The 16,022-nt window shown below is 42.1% G+C and carries 13 protein-coding genes and 3 pseudogenes; 9 read left to right on the top strand and 7 right to left on the bottom strand.

Going from position 1 to position 16,022, the window contains the following annotated elements:
- Nucleotides 1–186: 186 nt before the first annotated feature.
- Nucleotides 187–1,983 (bottom strand): N-acetylmuramoyl-L-alanine amidase, encoded by a 1,797-nt coding sequence (locus tag GQR42_RS16020; protein WP_158200714.1) that lies wholly within the window; start codon nucleotides 1,981–1,983, stop codon nucleotides 187–189.
- Nucleotides 1,984–2,224: 241 nt separating this feature from the next.
- Here GQR42_RS16020 and GQR42_RS16015 point away from each other — a divergent pair, with 241 nt between their 5' ends.
- The gene (locus tag GQR42_RS16015) at nucleotides 2,225–2,659 is read left to right on the top strand and encodes a peroxiredoxin (protein ID WP_158200713.1); all 435 of its coding nucleotides are present in this window, start codon (nucleotides 2,225–2,227) and stop codon (nucleotides 2,657–2,659) included.
- A 415-nt stretch (nucleotides 2,660–3,074) separates the two neighbouring features.
- A complete protein-coding gene (locus GQR42_RS16010; RefSeq protein ID WP_158200712.1) occupies nucleotides 3,075–4,079 on the top strand; it encodes a glycoside hydrolase family 10 protein in 1,005 nt (334 codons plus the stop codon).
- Nucleotides 4,080–4,239: 160 nt separating this feature from the next.
- Here GQR42_RS16010 and GQR42_RS16005 read toward each other — a convergent pair.
- Nucleotides 4,240–4,584: pseudogene (locus GQR42_RS16005) on the bottom strand (transposase family protein); the annotation flags it as partial.
- Nucleotides 4,585–4,850: 266 nt separating this feature from the next.
- On the opposite strand from GQR42_RS16005, the gene GQR42_RS16000 reads away from it, so the two are divergent.
- Nucleotides 4,851–6,422, top strand: a complete 1,572-nt coding sequence (locus GQR42_RS16000; protein WP_158200710.1) for a hypothetical protein — start codon at nucleotides 4,851–4,853, stop codon at nucleotides 6,420–6,422.
- Between the two features lie 104 nt (nucleotides 6,423–6,526).
- On the opposite strand, the gene GQR42_RS15995 is transcribed toward GQR42_RS16000, so the two are convergent.
- Nucleotides 6,527–6,979 carry an SRPBCC family protein gene (locus GQR42_RS15995; RefSeq protein ID WP_158200709.1) on the bottom strand — a complete coding sequence of 151 codons (453 nt, stop codon included), beginning with the start codon at nucleotides 6,977–6,979 and terminating at the stop codon, nucleotides 6,527–6,529.
- 103 nt (nucleotides 6,980–7,082) lie between these two features.
- On the opposite strand from GQR42_RS15995, the gene GQR42_RS15990 reads away from it, so the two are divergent.
- The 3 genes from GQR42_RS15990 (at nucleotide 7,083) to GQR42_RS15980 (ending at nucleotide 8,825) form a co-directional block, all read left to right on the top strand.
- Complete coding sequence (locus tag GQR42_RS15990; protein WP_158200708.1) at nucleotides 7,083–7,445, top strand: cupin domain-containing protein; 363 nt, start codon at nucleotides 7,083–7,085, stop codon at nucleotides 7,443–7,445.
- Between the two features lie 5 nt (nucleotides 7,446–7,450).
- Nucleotides 7,451–8,290, top strand: coding sequence for a prephenate/arogenate dehydrogenase (locus GQR42_RS15985; RefSeq protein ID WP_158200707.1), 840 nt, complete (start codon nucleotides 7,451–7,453; stop codon nucleotides 8,288–8,290).
- Nucleotides 8,291–8,366: 76 nt separating this feature from the next.
- Nucleotides 8,367–8,825: a nitrate reductase associated protein gene (locus tag GQR42_RS15980; RefSeq protein WP_158200706.1), complete on the top strand. Its 459-nt coding sequence runs from the start codon at nucleotides 8,367–8,369 to the stop codon at nucleotides 8,823–8,825.
- Between the two features lie 230 nt (nucleotides 8,826–9,055).
- On the opposite strand, the gene GQR42_RS15975 is transcribed toward GQR42_RS15980, so the two are convergent.
- A complete protein-coding gene (locus GQR42_RS15975) occupies nucleotides 9,056–9,247 on the bottom strand; it encodes a DUF2949 domain-containing protein (protein ID WP_002738067.1) in 192 nt (63 codons plus the stop codon).
- Nucleotides 9,248–9,518: 271 nt separating this feature from the next.
- Between GQR42_RS15975 and GQR42_RS15970 the strand changes: the two genes are divergently transcribed.
- Nucleotides 9,519–10,496 (top strand): glycosyltransferase, encoded by a 978-nt coding sequence (locus GQR42_RS15970; RefSeq protein ID WP_158200705.1) that lies wholly within the window; start codon nucleotides 9,519–9,521, stop codon nucleotides 10,494–10,496.
- A 148-nt stretch (nucleotides 10,497–10,644) separates the two neighbouring features.
- Here the strand turns inward: GQR42_RS15970 and GQR42_RS15965 are convergent.
- Nucleotides 10,645–10,887: pseudogene (locus GQR42_RS15965) on the bottom strand (hypothetical protein); the annotation flags it as partial.
- Nucleotides 10,888–10,923: 36 nt separating this feature from the next.
- Between GQR42_RS15965 and GQR42_RS30060 the strand changes: the two are divergent.
- Nucleotides 10,924–11,106, top strand: a pseudogene (locus GQR42_RS30060) (hypothetical protein).
- Between the two features lie 320 nt (nucleotides 11,107–11,426).
- On the opposite strand, the gene cruG reads toward GQR42_RS30060, so the two are convergent.
- Both cruG and cruF read right to left on the bottom strand, forming a co-directional pair.
- A complete protein-coding gene (gene cruG, locus GQR42_RS15960; protein WP_158200704.1) occupies nucleotides 11,427–12,617 on the bottom strand; it encodes a 2'-O-glycosyltransferase CruG in 1,191 nt (396 codons plus the stop codon).
- 1 nt (nucleotide 12,618) lies between these two features.
- Entirely contained in the window at nucleotides 12,619–13,533 is a 915-nt protein-coding gene (gene cruF, locus GQR42_RS15955) for a gamma-carotene 1'-hydroxylase CruF (protein ID WP_158200703.1), read from the bottom strand.
- Between the two features lie 943 nt (nucleotides 13,534–14,476).
- Here cruF and GQR42_RS15950 point away from each other — a divergent pair.
- Nucleotides 14,477–15,985 (top strand): serine/threonine protein kinase, encoded by a 1,509-nt coding sequence (locus GQR42_RS15950; RefSeq protein WP_158200702.1) that lies wholly within the window; start codon nucleotides 14,477–14,479, stop codon nucleotides 15,983–15,985.
- Nucleotides 15,986–16,022 lie beyond the last annotated feature (37 nt).

Here is a 16,022-nt window from a genome sequence, read left to right as displayed (position 1 = left end):
GACTATACCTTGTAATCTAGCAGTTATTTTGTCCGATTGCTGTTCACTGGTAACATTTTTCCATGAACTTGATTTAATTTCCTCAGATTAAATCAAGCACCTAAATCAATCCTATCACTTGCTTTCCAGCTAGGGCTTGTTTTTCACAAAGATTTAAGCTTATCTCCCTGCGATTGCCATTAAATCTTAACTGGAAGCGATTACCCCAGATTGTTGAAACCATTGGCTAATTCCGGTGGCTAAAACTCGCGCTAGTTGTTTTTGTGCCTGAGTATCGGTAATCCATTCAAATTCTTGGGGATTACTCATAAATCCTAACTCTAATAACAATGAAGGACTACTATAGGGACGAGTTAAAGCTAAATTATTCCAAAATACTCCATAGGAAGGACGGTGAAGATTTTTGGTTAAATAATCGTGGAGAAAAACTGATAAATTATGTGCTTGGCTATGATACCAAAATATGCCAATTCCTTGAGTATTTAAGGCATCTCCATCATCAGGCAAAGCATTATAGTGAACTGATAGCGCTAGGTTTGGTTGCAGATTATTAATCATCTCTACCCGTGCTGGTAGGGATAGATCGATGTCCGTTTCTCTGGTTAAATAAACTGTTGCCCCCAATTTTTCTAACTCCCGTTTAATTAATTTAGACATAAGCAAATTAATCTCTTTTTCCGTGTAACCCGTCGGACCGACAGCACCGGTTTCTTTGCCTCCGTGTCCAGGATCTAATAAAATAACTTTGCCCTGTAAATTATCACTTTTTTCTGGGGAATGACGCAGGGTTAAGATTAAATTTGTCCCCTGGTAACGAAGACTATAACCCCACTGTTGTTTTTGATTAAGATTAAGAGTGTATTCTATCGTGGTCGGGTTGATTTGTCGCCAATCTAAACGTCTGATTAAAGGATTATCCACCAGAAAAATTGTATCGGTTTGGGCAATGGTATTATAAAGAGTCAAAATAAATTTATCATCTTCTTGTGCCACGGCGATGGGTACAGGATGGGAGAGGGGGAAAATAATTTCTGTTGCTTGATTGATACTGCGAGAAGAGAGACCACGAATATTAGCATTGTCTAAGACCTCATTAACTATTAAACGGGTTTCTCGCTCTAAAATCCAACCACCATAATCTAACCGCAACCAATCCCCTTCTTTCCCAGTGACTCTCGCTTTCGTGCCTTGGGGTAAAGGAGTTAAACGGGAATAATCACTACCCGGCCCCGTGCGCGCTACCCCTTCCGCAACTATAATTTCAATCACTGGTAAATTTTGATCGCTAATAATGTTAATTTCTCCTTGACCTGGTTGGCTAATTGAGCGATTATTTAATTGTGCTGTAAAAATAGGTTTTCCTAAGTTAGCCTCTTGCTGAAACTGTTGACAACCTCGATAGTAACCAGTCTTATCCTCGGAATTCGCTTGATTAAGATTAGTTAAAACTGCGGCATTACTAGGCAGTTTTGTGGTTTGAGGTTGGGGTAAAAGAGGCAGTATTTTATCTCCTAACTGCACAGAAACCTGAGCTTGGGGAGTGGCAATCGCACTAAAACAAATCCATTCCCCCACTAACCTCGTCTTATGGACAGAAGGACTGAGAGAGTTATCAGCAAAAGCTAATCCTTGGGGAATAACTGCTTGAGTATCTCGACGAATTACTTGACGATTAATAGTTTGGTTTTGATAGCGAATAGTGAAATTATTTTCGCCAACTTGTAGGGGGAAACTAGGGGCAAAATATCCTTTAGCACTGCGTTGAATCGGTTGATTATTGAGCAAAACTTGACCCGATGGAGGAGCAGAACCAATAAAAAAGATTCTAGAGGCCGTGGTTTGATGATTATCGGGGGGATAAACAATCATCAATGAGGTAGATTTGGCACTGATACTGTGATAAAAACCGATTAATAGGACTAAACCTAAACCGATTAAGATATTTTGCCCAAAAGTTCTCACCTTTAACCAGAATCGCCCCATATTATCCCCCTCTTAGCTGACAAATATTATCCTAGGACAAATTCTGGAGGTTTGTTGTTCGTCTTCTCAGCTGTACTGTATTTAAACTGCCCGTGGAAAATAGTAGTACAAATGCTGGAACCCCCACTTCCCCATCATCCCACTTCCCCATCATCCCACTTCCCCATCACCCCATCACCCTGTTTTTGACCCTAATCCCTTATGATCAATATAGATTAACTTTTGTAAAGGAATCGGAGTTATGGCTTTAACCGTTGGAACAATCGCGCCGAACTTTACCACCACCGACGATACTGGAAAAACCGTTTCCCTGTCGGATTTTCAAGGTAAAGTCGTAGTTTTATACTTCTATCCCAAAGATGACACCCCTGGCTGCACCAAGCAAGCGCAAAGCTTCCGGGATAACTACGAACAATACCAAGACAAGGAAATAGTAGTCTTCGGGGTGAGCAGGGATGACCAGGGTTCCCATGCACAATTTAAAGAAAAATACGGCCTACCCTTCCAATTGCTAGTAGATACCAATGGTGCTATCACCAAAGCTTATGATGTCGATGGTGGTGGCTATTCTAAGCGCGTCACCTATATCATCGATGCAGAAGGCAAAATTAGCCATGTGGATGACAAAGTGAATACCGCTAGTCACGCATCGGATATTCTCTGTGTAGTCGGTTAATTTTCCCTAAAATCTTTTCTGGGTGTGTTAGGGCAGCCTAATACACCCGATATATATCTTCCAATTCACTGATAATCAGTTTTTAATAACCGGATTTGGTATAACTAAATAGGGCTTGCTGAATAAATCTAAAAACCTTGTTGGGTAAGACTTTTAGACTTTTTGTCAATCAAAAAGTACCGGATATGGGAGTGTTCGGGGGGAAAATTCAGATACTTTTTCCCTGAAAATTAGATAATTGACACCCTCAAAATCGGTAAAACCCTACACCCCACACCCTACACCCCACACCCTACCCCCACGAAAAACTTTTTCAGCAAACCCTAAATAGGGCTTGCTGATGATGAACTGAATATCAAAAATCGGACTACAATAATACTATTATCAAATATCTTGGTGGGGTTGGTCGGCAATCATGGTTAAATTTAGCAAGTACCTAAAGAGGTTTGGGATTGTTGCTGGAGTGGCTTTTTTGTTGTTGGTTACTCACCGAGCGGCTCCCCGAAAGGCGGTGGAAAATGAGCAGATGAAGGGGGTTTGGTTAACCAATATTGGCACGATATTGTTACATCACACTACGTCTTTAGATGAGGTGTTAAATCATCTTTCGCAATCGGGTTATGACCGGGTATATTTTAGTGTTTATGGGTTTGGGGGAACACTTTATCCGACTTCCCAACGTCCGACGAATTGGTTGTTTGTGCCGCCGTTGATCAATCCTTGGAGGGCAGCGGTTAAGGAATCTTTACGGCAGGGTTTGAAGCCCTATGCTTGGTTTGAGTATGGTTTGATGTTATCGCCTAATGATCCCATTGCCAAAAAGCATCCGGATTGGTTATTAAAAACGCCCACAGGGAAGACGGTGGTGGAAACGAATGTCTGGTTAGATCCGGCGAATCCGCAGGTGCAAGCCTATCTTTTGGGCAATATGGAAGATATTTTAAAAGAAAAAGATTTGGCGGGGATTCAGTTAGATGATCATTGGGCAGTTCCGCGTGTTTTTGGTAATAAAAGTCAGGCTTTAACGAATTTAACCCGCAAGTTACATGATCATGTCAAGGCGATTAATCCCAAGTTGGTGGTGAGTCTTTCGCCTAATCCTCACTCTTTTGCGGTGAATAAATATAATCAAAATTGGTTGGCTTGGGTGCGTCAAGGGATTGTGGATGAGGTGGTCTTACAGATCTATCGGAAAACTCCCAATCAGGTGGCGGCAAGTCTTTCGGGTTCGGGACTGGCGACAGCTTCCCGGTATGTGCCGGTGGGGGTGGGTTTATATGCGGGTTGGAATCCTGATTTTTCCTTAAAGGGTTTACAAGCTCAGGTGAGGACGGTGGAGCGTCAGGGTTATGGCTATTCGTTGTTTTGTTGGGAGTTTGTGGTCATGCGTCATCTTTTTAATTATATTCCTCGGTTTTAACGGGCTAAACAGTAATTGCTTTTGAACAATCAAGATGCTCAAGTTCACTTTTTGGCGTTGCTGATTTGAGATATGAATCTTCTTTTGTGGTATTTTTAAAAACTAGACTCAAACTAACTTTTGGATACGATGCACAGTTGCCATTCATACCTTGATTCAGCAACGCCCAATTTTTTACTCTCTCATAAATGATCGATTCATAGCGGATTGTCTGAGGCTGTCTTAATCTCATAAAACTCAGTCTTTCGCTAATATACTTTTGGCACTTTTGACAATGAAACTGGCGGCGTGGTACTTTTAAATATACTCGATTGCCTAATATTGACAAATCTCTGACTAGATTATACTCTGTCTGATTGATTCTGCCCAAGGTTTCATGGCAATTCGGACATTCAATTGTTTCATTTAAAAGAGCGAGCTTTAGGAAAATTGTCTGAGCAATTTTTTGATAATTGACCACTGTTACATTTGGTAAATCGAGGAGTTGATCAAAATTTATCCACATAACCTACCTCCTGTTCTGTGTTACCATTATACCATGCTCACACAGAACCTAGAAGAGCCAAATACCTTAACCGTGATAGCGGAATTTGCCCGGGTACGAAGTTTTAGTTTTGGGGAGTCGGCCGTCGGTCGGCGATGCCAAATCAGGTTATACTTCATCTTTATCGGCAACTAGGACTAGAAATTCCTGCTACTGTGCGAAGATACATATTCGGGGACACGGTCACGAAGCTACCAGACAATTTTAGGATAAAAATACCGACAATTATGGGGAAATCAATCAATAAAGTCCGAGGAACGGCGCTGATTTTAGGGATTCTAGCGATCGCCTTTGCCTTTTTCACCAGGATTGTCAGTATTTTTGAATACGTTACCTTCGATATCGGACCGGATCCCGATCAGATTAGCGGTGCTTATCTTTGGATGGATATGTGGAAGGGAAACTTTCCTCAATTGGGACCCGCGGGGGGAGGTGGAAAATATGGATTCGTAATTCCTCCCCTCTATGGTTATTTAGGATTTCCTCTGACAATTTTCGGTACTGATCCCGAATTTCAAGTCCTTACTAATGGTCTATTTTCTTTTCTATCGATTCCCCTCTTAATCTACTTTGTTTATCAACTTTTAGAAAATGTAGAACAAGATCAACGTCTTCTCCTGTCCAGTTTGGCAGGATTTTGGTATAGCACGATTTATGCTGACTATTTTATTAATAATTTTTCCTGGGCCCCTAGCCCAATACCCTTTTTCCTGCTCGTTTTTGCTTTACTCTATCGGTTCCAGATGGAAACGACTAAGCCGCTGCTCTATCAGGCTATAGCTTGGATATTCTTCGGGATTACCGTCGCTATATTGGTGAGTTTACACAGCACCACGATGTTAATTATCCCAGCGACTTCTGTTATCGCCTCTCTCTGGTTTGTTTATCGAAATCGCAAGAATAATCGTAAATGTCTTTTGCCTTTTCTATCGATTCTCTCCGCCAATCTCGCCTTGATTATGTATTGGCACTGTGAGATAGTTGGGAGATTTGCCAATACGAAAGGACTGCTGAGAGCGCTAACGGAAAAGGGGGCGAGTGCCGAACCATCGAGCAATCTGTTCACCCGTCTATTTAAAGCGATTTGGGAAACGGTTTATCTGGGCAATCAAGTATTTTTTTTGAATGACAATGTATCGATTTTTAATGTCGTAGTTTCGGCTATTTTTTTCGGCATTTCTCTATACATAGTCATCAAAAAATATCGAGGCAATAAAACACTGATCGGCTTTTTGGCGATTATTTGGATAATTTTTCTCTACGCTTCCTCCAATTATCCTGATGAGCATTTTTATTCCCATCGTAAAATCTTACTCTGGTTCGCTCCCATCCTTCTAGCGATCGCTAGTCTGGCCTATCTAAACTTGACTAAGACTTTCGACAGGATACTCGGTCTAGTTCTAATAATTATCATCGGCTATTCGATCGCAACTAATCTCTATTTCGATCAACGTTATCTTGCCAGTAAATACGGTTCCGAAAGACTCCTATCCGTGGCCGATACAGTGGAAATTATCAATCAGATTCCGGTTGGTTCAACCCTTTGTGATCCAGCCAAGAAAGGCAAAAGAAAAGAGCGCGGTCAGTACGATTATATCGATACCTTTATGACCAAAAGAGAGCTAACGATCACCAATGCCTGCCCATCGGGTAGTTATTATATACAGCCGAAATTTAAAATGGCTATCCAAATGAACGATTTATTTCCAATTTTTACCCTCGTCAAAACTCCCCCTCTTGATCGCCCGATGACTTCCCTTCTGGAAACCCCAGAAGCCTATCTCTATAAAATCGAGTAGAAATACCTCAACCATGATAGCGGAATTTACTGGGGATATTCTGACGAAGTTTTCCTTTTGGGGAGTCGGTTGTCAGCAATTTCATAGCCAAGCCGATGATTACCTCACCTTGGCGGCGTATTATTGACAATATTGAGCGCATAAAGGCGAAAACGCTCTAGATCAGCTTGCAGAGTTGATTCCACCACTCGACCGAGGAAAAGATTATCCATCAATTTTCCTAACCAACCGGGTATAGCATAGGATGCTGTCAGTCGCACAATACTCCTACCATGACGGTCATAAAAACGAATTGCCCCGCGGTTAGGCAACCCGTCCACGGATTCCCATTGAATCATCTGATGGGGGACAATTTTCATTATCCGTGACAACCAAGTAAATTCTAGACCACCACTGGCTAACTTCCAACGGGAAAGTTCTGGCTCCTCCTCGAGAATTTTCACCGATTCGATCCACTTCATCCAGTGGGGCATTTGTTCTAAATCTGACCAGAGCTCCCAAACCAGATCGATCGGCGCGTCCACTTCTACCTGTACACTATGTTCTAACCAAGTCATTCGTTAATTCTGGCGATGCTGAATATTTCTATGATAACGGTATTAGTCTTCAGCTTTTCACTCAATGATAAAATAAAAACAATCTTCCCAGTCTAATTTTACTATGTTAATCAGAAAACTGCTCGAATGTGAGGAATTCATCGCCGGTGATCATACCAGATTGCGCGAGTTATTGCATCCCGATAAACAGCCGTTAAATCTACGCTATAGTTTAGCCCATGCGCGGGTAGATGTGGGGGAAACTTCTACTCCCCACGCTTTAAAAACTGCGGAAGTTTATTATATTCTGCAAGGACAAGGGGAAATGCACATCGATGAGGAAGTGCAATTAGTGACTGTCGGTGCTGCCATTTATATACCTGCTCTCGCTAAACAATATATTCATAATTGTGGGGAGGAACCCTTAGTTTTCTTGTGCATTGTCGATCCTGCTTGGCGACTGGAAGACGAAATTATCTTTGAGTAAAACTAATGAATATTGGCATTATTGGACTGGGTTTAATTGGTGGTTCCTTGGGGTTAGATTTCCGCTCACAAGGTTATAAGGTTTTGGGAGTTTCCCGTCAACAATTTACCTGTGATATCGCTGTAGAAAAAGGAGTGGTAGATGAATCTAGTACCAGTTTAGAATTATTAGCTACTGCCGATTTAATCTTTATCTGTACTCCCATACATTTAATTGTGCCAACTTTGGAAAACTTAACTCCCTATTTAAAAACCCAAGCTGTTGTCACCGATGTGGGATCAGTTAAAGGAGCAATTGTAGCCAATTGTAGCCGATTGTGGTCGAATTTTGTCGGTAGTCATCCCATGGCTGGGAAAACCGAACAGGGAATTAATGCTGCACAATTGGGTTTATTTGTCAATGCCCCTTATGTAATTACTCCCCTAGAATCTACTCCTAACTTTGCCGTGGAAATCTTAACTAAAATAGTGCAGAAATTAAACTGTCAAATTTATTATTCTTCCCCCGAAGAACACGATCGAGCCGTGGCATGGATTTCCCATCTTCCAGTGATGATTAGTACCAGTTTAATCCAAGCTTGTGGGAAAGAAGAAGACCTAGATATTCGCCAATTGGCGGAAAATTTAGCTAGTTCTGGTTTTCGCGACACCAGTCGCGTCGGCGGTGGCAATCCCGAATTAGGTTTAATGATGGCTAAATACAATCGTCAAGCTTTATTGATATCCTTGAAAAATTATCGGCAAGATCTTGATCAAATTATTGACTATATTACAGGAGAAAAATGGCAGGAACTAGAGGAAATTCTCGTCTCTAGTAAGCAATATCGAACCGATTTTATTCAATAAAAATAACATTTTGCCCCTAGCAATTATCCCACAGCACTGTACCATAGATTTATCCTCAGCCAACCAATGAAATGATATGACCACCTTTTTTGACTTTGAAGCCGAATTTGTTGACTCCTTACGTTGTATACCAATGACCGTGAGAATGAAACTAGATACCTGTGGAGTTAAATTAAAATTATCCCATTGGATGCAGTTAACTCAACCAGAAAGAATGGTATTAGTTAATATGGCTTGTACGACGGCAGCAGAAGCCAAAATCTATCGAGATTTTCTGCAAAAATTAATCACCGAAAAAACTGGTAATCCCCCAGGAGAAATAGCAATAGATCCCCATCCCGCTTGGCTAGATGGTAGCCAGATTCCCGATACAGTCCGAGAAAAAGCTAGAGAATTACAGATTGAAATTAGTTTAGAACAATGGCAAAAATTGCAACCATCCCAACGTTTTGCCCTGATTAAACTCACTCGTCCTAGTCACGAAAATCTCAACTTTTATCCAGCTCTCAAAGAGTTCCATATAGTCGATGCCTAACTCAAGAACCTATGCCATATTACAGCAGTTATCTTAATATCGATCTCGAATTAAAACGGGGCGAAATAGCGGATGATAGCTGGTTTAATTAGTCCCAGCAAAGGTGAGGTTTTCTACCAGGGTAAACTTTAACGGGACTTAATAAATAAATTGCAGTGACTTGCCGCTCTGGGGTTTGGTCAATTTTATTAATAAAAATGATAATTAATGAGCCTATTCTTGGAAACTAATTATACAGTTTCCATCCAGTCAAAAACTTGATTCAATTGCGACAAATCGATTAAACCGTACTGCCATAAAACCATCGGCAAAGAACCCACCGATGCTTCACAGAGACGCACAGCCATATCGAGGGAACGGGGGGAAATTGCTAATTTTTCCAAGAGGAAAGTGCGGAGTTGTTTTTGTTGATGAGCTTCCATGATTAAGGATCATTGGTAATGATAATCGGATTATTGAATAACTTATCCTCTATTAAAAAGAGATGCTTCCCTCACGGAGATCACCCAATTGGGTGATTTTGTCCACCAATCGGAATAATTTAAGAATTTATCCAGAATATGTCCTACTATCCCGAAATTGCTAGTGGGGATATCAACACTTACTTTAAGTAGAAAAACGAGAAAGGGGAGCTTTTGGGATAAGCTATTGATAACCTCTAGTTTTTGAGCAAGTAGGAGAGAATTGCCCCCAATGAGTCATGCTCCTCAAGTTTCCGTGATTATTCCTTGCTATAATCAAGGTCGCTATCTCGATGATGCGATCGCATCTGTTTTGGTGCAAACATACCAAAGTTTTGAAATCCTTGTCGTTGATGATGGCTCCACAGAACCAGAAACCATCGAGATTTTACAAGATTATCAACAGCCAAAAACCAGGATCATCCGCACAGAAAATCAAGGGGTTGCCACAGCCAGAAATCTAGGAATTGCCCAAGCGCAAGGAACCTATATTCTTCCCCTTGATGCTGATGATAAAATTGCCGATTCCTATCTAGAAAAAGCGGTTACTTTGCTAGAAAGTAATGAGCAATTAGGTATAGTTTATTGCGAAGCGGAGTATTTTGGCGATCAACAAGGAATTTGGCCGCTGCCTGAGTATAAATTTCCCGATATATTAGTAGATAATATGATATTTTGCTCCGGTTTGTTTCGGAAATCCGACTGGGAAACTGCGGGGGGCTATAATACTAATTTAATTTATGGTTGGGAAGATCACGATTTCTGGCTATCTCTGATCGAATTAGGTCGAGAAGTCTATCGTATCCCGGAAGTGTTATTTTTCTATCGACAAAAAGCTGATTCTATGAGTCGCTCAATGACCGCAGAACACTATATTTATTCCTACACCCAACTTTTTTATAATCATCCCCAACTTTACTCCCAAAATATCCAGGCCATTTTTGCTGCTTTAGTCACCTTAAAAGTTGATATATTCGCTCAGTTAGAACAGGCTAGGGAGCGAATTAAACAATTAGAAATCCATGAACAAGAATTGCAACAAGACTTGCAAAAAACCCAATTTGATTATCGAGAAAGAGACGAGGAATTGCAAAAAGCTGACAGTAAAATAGCCGCCATGGAAAAAAGTAAATTCTGGCAAATGAGAAGAGCTTGGATTAAAATGCAAAAATTGCTAGGATTGCTGGAAAAAGACCCAATTTATTCCTGATTTCCATCGCCAATTCAAAAATGAAACGCACGACTCCCTAAGAGTTGATAGAGAAAGACTGATCAGGTGTTGTCCGATAAATCAATTGGTGAACTTCGGGAAAGAAGAAGCATAAAAACGCTTCAAAATATTCGCTTAATGCTTCTTTCTAGGGTTCATCATAATTGGCGGTTATTTGCTTCATTGTTCCAAAAATTGCTGCAATTACTGCCGATTTCAGTAACTCGTCTAATATCGATAATACGGAAATTTTATCAACAGCTTGCTCAATTTCTATTGGAATGTCACCCAATCGGGTTTTCAACACCGTTTTAACATAGTTACGAGCATTTTCTAACGCCCCAATTTCCTTACCGCGTTCTATCCCTCGTAACTCCATATTAGTTATTAATCGAGTTAAGATTTGATATAATACTGGTTCTTCGGTTTGTGTTATGCAATAGACGGGGTTATAAGAGATGAAACCATTATAGAGAAAGACATTTGGTGATTTTTGTCAATTGTTTTCGCTCTAGAACGAACTAATCAATCAAGTCTCTTGCTAGATAAGGATTTAATCGATTTATGCCACCCGATCGAACCAGACCAAGTAACGAAGAACCATAAATAAATCTCTTCCTATTATTTTACCTCCTCTTGAAAAACAAATCAAAATTAGTGAGCATATTACCGCAATTCGTAATCAAGCCAAACAACTTCAACAACAAGCCAAAGACGACCTAGAAAAAGCTAAACAGGAAGTCGAAGCCATGATTTTAGGTGATGACTAAAAGCCTAATTTATCTTGAAACCCGTTAAATTAAAAAGGAGAAAATCTAAGGCAAACTCTCAGAAAAGAAACCCTTAAACAAGAACTAGGCATGATTGGTGGAGTTGTTGGGTTTCGTTCCGAGGGTCCAACCTACGAAACTAGCCACTGAAAAAGGCCGATTACTGATAAACTCGACCGCGCCAACTTTGGGGACGGGTGAAAGCAGAGATAAAAATGCGGATAACTGCCAGCGGATCCGCTAGGGGAGATAGCCAAAATAATCCTGAAGATAGATTGACTTTTTCGCCTCGATAGTAGCTAGGAGAGACGGCCAATAAAAGGGCAAAGCGAATCAATAACAGCAGCAGGTTTAAAGTCAAAACAATTTTTAAACTCAGGAAATCGTAGCCAAAAATCAAAGCTGTGAGCAGTAAAGGGGTGATAATTATCGGTAATCCCTGAGTAAGAGCTAATAAGGCTAAATCGCCCCATAATTGCCCTTGATAGGAGGCATCTTTCAGATCCAGAGATCTGCCCCATTCGCGCCAAGTTTCCTTGAGTCCTTCGTACATTCGTACGCGAATTAACTTCGCCCCATCGAGAAATCCCACCCGATAGCCTTTAGTTGCCGCTAGACGGGCCAGGGTGACATCATCGCAAAAAGAACCTTTTGCCCCGCTATAACCGTCTAAAGCCGCTAAAACTGACCGCCGGCAGAGAAAACATTGACCATTGGCCATCACTCGTTCGGGCTCTTGCCCGCGCACTCCAGCCGCATCGAAGCGATAAAGCAAAGTCATCAATAAAGCTGGCTGTAACCACCATTCTCCCGGATAGAAGAGGATAAATTGCGGCGACAGGGAAACTAAATCGTAACCTTCGGCGATCGCAGCTTTAACTAAACTAGCCACTAAATTTTCTTGGGGTTGCGTATCGGCATCAATGCCCAAAATCCAGTCACTTTCAGGGCAACTAAACAAAAAACCGTTGTGTAACGCCCAGGGACGACCTACCCAATCGGGAGGCAAAGGATAATCGGTTTTCAAGCGAAAGCGGGGGTCTTTTGCCGCTATCTCCTTGACTTTTTCCCGCGTGCCATCTTGGGAATTGCTATCAACAATCAGAATTTCTCGCACTTCGTAACTCTGTTGACTCAATCCCCGTAAACAACCGTCAATCCTCTCCACTTCGTTTAACGTCGGCACAATCACGCTCACCGTCCCTAACATCTCCGGGGTGGGAGGTTGGGGAGTCAGGGGAGGACGACGACGCACCCCTTTCAGCAGACGGGAAAGAAGGATAAAAAAGGCAACAGCCTGAGACAGCAGTAGCCCCAGGCAGAATGCACCGAGAATTATCTCAGTTAACAACTTATTTGGCTCCTCTCACCGAAACAACGGGGATTTTTAGGGTTGTTACTTCGCTGGTCGGCACTGTTTGCCCGGAAGCAACAGCTTGGGCGCGATTATAGAGAAGGATTAAAGGCAGAATACCGGTGAGCAATCCTAAGAAAATCGGCGGATAAATACCAGCACCGATACTCATGACCGTCGCAAAGCCAAAATTACCTAAATACATCAGAAAAGGCAGGGTTAAATCTTGACTTGGCAGTTTCACCGGTTGCACTTGCCAAATTAAAGTGGCTACCGTCATAAAAACACAGCCTGTACCAAACCAACCGGCAAAATTTTCATAGGGCATCCCAAAGAAGGCCCCTGGTTGTTCCCAAATCCAGAAGGGTATAGTAGTTTGACTCATGGCCGGATCTAGGACAAAATCCCATGAAGTTAATAATACCGCCCCGATAGCGATCGCTCCTAGATTTTGTAGCCATTGGGGTAAAGCAAGAGTGGATAAACCAACACGAGCGATGATATAGGCACTAAAACCGAGATAAAACCAAGATAGGGGGATAGTAAACGGTACTAAACCCGCAATTTTGTAACCTAAGCCCGAAAGATAACGATAATGACCGAAAGGAAAGCCAGTACTGGTTCCTAATAGTTCGCTACAAAGGGATAAACTGATAGCGGGAACCATGAATCCTAACCAGTGCCACACTCCTAGAGTCCGATAGGCATAAACAGCCACGGCTGCCATTCCTAACACCATATACACCACACCCCCGCCGGCCATTGACCAAGCAAAGGCAGTTTTGCCAAAATCCGGTAAATTGGCCACAAATTCGGGATGGGGCAAGACTAGCAACAATCCCGCTAGTCCAAAAGCCATCGATACAATATGACCGATGAACAGAGCTTTTTCGATCGCAATTAGTCGTCTCATTAAATCTCTAGCACTGCGAAGGGATAATCATTTTTAAGTTTACAAATCTTTATTAAAGAATTATTACGCAGATCGGTCACTTTCGGCAAAAAAATTTTACAGGGGTCAGGGATTTCCCTGTAGTAGTGGTTTAGGAGTCAGTAGGCGGGAGAATCAAGAACTAATAATAATCAATCAAATTGTCTATCTAGAGATTTTATGCTACTTTATCTCAAATGTCGGGGTGAAGACCCTCGCTTTTAGGGACGGGATGAAACCCCGACCAATATAAAACAGCACTTCCACAAGCTCAGTCACAGGAAGCACGATTAAAAATAAGCGTCCAGTCTCCTGACAAAATCTCGAATAACTTCTTCTTTTAAGGGTCTTGACCTACTCAGGCTAAATAGCTACTATATGAGTATAGCGGCTAGGGTAATTAACCGCTTTAAAAACATAAGTAGTCTAATCACTACAACCTCTGCACCTTGACAATTAAAGATATGGGGTTCTACTCAAGAGTTCTAGTTTCTCCCCTGCTCGTGATGTAAAATCTTTACAGGAACTAGACAAAGCAGTATTTGGAGCTAACGTTTCAATTCAAGCAAACTTTGTAGAAATACAACTATCGTAGGGCATACGAAAAGTAGTGCGCAGGCGTGAGAACCACCTCTGGGTTAGGTAACGCAAGGTATCTAGTTTAAGTGGACTCCATGAACCAAGAATCCCTCGCTTGAGTGCGACGGGAGTGTCAAACTTAGTTTTTTCATTTCTTCAACCCCCAAAAATTAATTATGCAAGGGGCAATGGCTAAAAATGCCTGAAAATATATCTTAACAATCATGCTTTTAGCGCGAAAAAAGGGCATTCTAGGGTTAAGTCCTCTCGATCACTTAGGGATTGCAGCGGTTCTTAAAAAAACTCTCTCCACCAGACTCACTATAATTAAAACGGTAGCCTAGCTATGTCGGCAGAATCTAGACATCGGCGCCTACTTGCCAATCGATACCAACTGGTCGAGTTGATCGGTAGCGGTGCCATGGGACAAGTATATCGAGCAGAAGATAAACTCTTAGGTGGCGTAACCGTCGCCGTCAAATTCCTCTCGCAAACTCTCCTCAACAACAGAATGCGCGAGCGCTTCGAGCGAGAGGCGACTATTTCGGCACTTTTAGGTGAAAAAAGTATTCATATTGTTAAAGTTCGTGATTATGGTGTAGATGAAAAGGAAGTCCCCTTCTACGTCATGGAACTTTTGCAGGGGGAAAGCATGAGTGAAATCATCAAATATCACCCGCTGCCTATCTCGCGCTTCTTTAATCTCACCCGTCAGATTTGTTTCGGCTTGGAATGCGCCCATAAAGGTATTATCTTCCAAGGCGAGATCTGTCCGATTATTCACCGGGACATCAAACCAAGCAATATTATCGTGATTCAGGACTCAGGATTAGGGGAATTGGTGAAAATTCTCGATTTTGGCATCGCTAAACTCATCCAATCGGGAGAATCCCAAACCCAATCGTTTATGGGAACCTTAGCCTATTGTTCCCCGGAACAGATGGAAGGGAAAGAACTCGATCATCGTTCCGATATCTACAGTTTCGGGATTGTGATGTACGAGATGATCACGGGAGAAACGCCCCTTTTTCCTGATCATCCCTCCTTTGGCGGTTGGTATGAGGTTCACCACTACGCCGAACCCCGTTCCTTTAATTCTAGATTGCAATTACCGCCAGAATTAGAACAGTTAATCCTGCGCTGTTTAGCCAAAGCACCCAGCGATCGCCCACAAAGTGTTACAGATATACTACAACTTCTCGAACGACTGGAACCCTTAGTCAAAAATGAAATAGTCAAAAAAACCGACAATGACACCAGCAAAACCAAAACCCCTGATGATTTAGCTCAAACCAGTGTTTCTGCCGCTAATGCTAGGGATATCTCTCTCAAGTCTCGTTGGCCCGAGGATAAACCGCGCCAAAAAATTGTCTTCTCACGCTGTCTCCAGGCTGCCGACGGCGTTTTTGCCAGTTTATGGGTAATGTTGGCTCGAGAAGATATCGCCGTCCGGGTCGCTAGTGTCCGTTATAATCAATTCCTCTTTTTACCCACACCCCACCCGATGATTCTCTGGATTACTGTCCTCTATCATCGTCAATGGGGACCCCGCTGGTTGCCCTGTTATTTGGACTTAAAAACCCCCCAGGGTCAAAAAATGACCAAAACCCTCGCCGAAACCGGTCAATACTGGATTTTATTTTTCCCCCTCGAAGGCGGCCTGATCTGTGAAAATGTGATCACCGCTAATATTCCCGCCAATCAATGCCAAATTTTGCAGCAATGGCTGACCGATAGTCAATCGGTCCGGGGTGGCAACCCACAAATTAGCAAGCGGATGCTAAAACAGAAACTCGATCAACTTAAACCCCAGATTCTGGCCAAATTAGCCTCAGAATTACCCCCGCAGCCCTAAAAAATCAGGGGGGCATTAACTAATACCATTTTTCAAA

The organism is Microcystis aeruginosa FD4, assembly GCF_009792235.1.
Classification (GTDB): domain Bacteria; phylum Cyanobacteriota; class Cyanobacteriia; order Cyanobacteriales; family Microcystaceae; genus Microcystis; species Microcystis viridis.
This window is presented reverse-complemented; position numbering and strand designations above follow the sequence as displayed.

What these genes read in the sequence shown, in the direction of transcription:
- GQR42_RS16020 (WP_158200714.1), bottom strand. Translation starts at nt 1,983, where the DNA reads ATGGGGCGATTCTGGTTAAAGGTGAGAACTTTTGGGCAAAATATCTTA.
- GQR42_RS16015 (WP_158200713.1), top strand. Translation starts at nt 2,225, where the DNA reads ATGGCTTTAACCGTTGGAACAATCGCGCCGAACTTTACCACCACCGAC.
- GQR42_RS16010 (WP_158200712.1), top strand. Translation starts at nt 3,075, where the DNA reads ATGGTTAAATTTAGCAAGTACCTAAAGAGGTTTGGGATTGTTGCTGGA.
- GQR42_RS16000 (WP_158200710.1), top strand. Translation starts at nt 4,851, where the DNA reads ATGGGGAAATCAATCAATAAAGTCCGAGGAACGGCGCTGATTTTAGGG.
- GQR42_RS15995 (WP_158200709.1), bottom strand. Translation starts at nt 6,979, where the DNA reads ATGACTTGGTTAGAACATAGTGTACAGGTAGAAGTGGACGCGCCGATC.
- GQR42_RS15990 (WP_158200708.1), top strand. Translation starts at nt 7,083, where the DNA reads ATGTTAATCAGAAAACTGCTCGAATGTGAGGAATTCATCGCCGGTGAT.
- GQR42_RS15985 (WP_158200707.1), top strand. Translation starts at nt 7,451, where the DNA reads ATGAATATTGGCATTATTGGACTGGGTTTAATTGGTGGTTCCTTGGGG.
- GQR42_RS15980 (WP_158200706.1), top strand. Translation starts at nt 8,367, where the DNA reads ATGACCACCTTTTTTGACTTTGAAGCCGAATTTGTTGACTCCTTACGT.
- GQR42_RS15975 (WP_002738067.1), bottom strand. Translation starts at nt 9,247, where the DNA reads ATGGAAGCTCATCAACAAAAACAACTCCGCACTTTCCTCTTGGAAAAA.
- GQR42_RS15970 (WP_158200705.1), top strand. Translation starts at nt 9,519, where the DNA reads ATGAGTCATGCTCCTCAAGTTTCCGTGATTATTCCTTGCTATAATCAA.
- cruF (WP_158200703.1), bottom strand. Translation starts at nt 13,533, where the DNA reads ATGAGACGACTAATTGCGATCGAAAAAGCTCTGTTCATCGGTCATATT.
- GQR42_RS15950 (WP_158200702.1), top strand. Translation starts at nt 14,477, where the DNA reads ATGTCGGCAGAATCTAGACATCGGCGCCTACTTGCCAATCGATACCAA.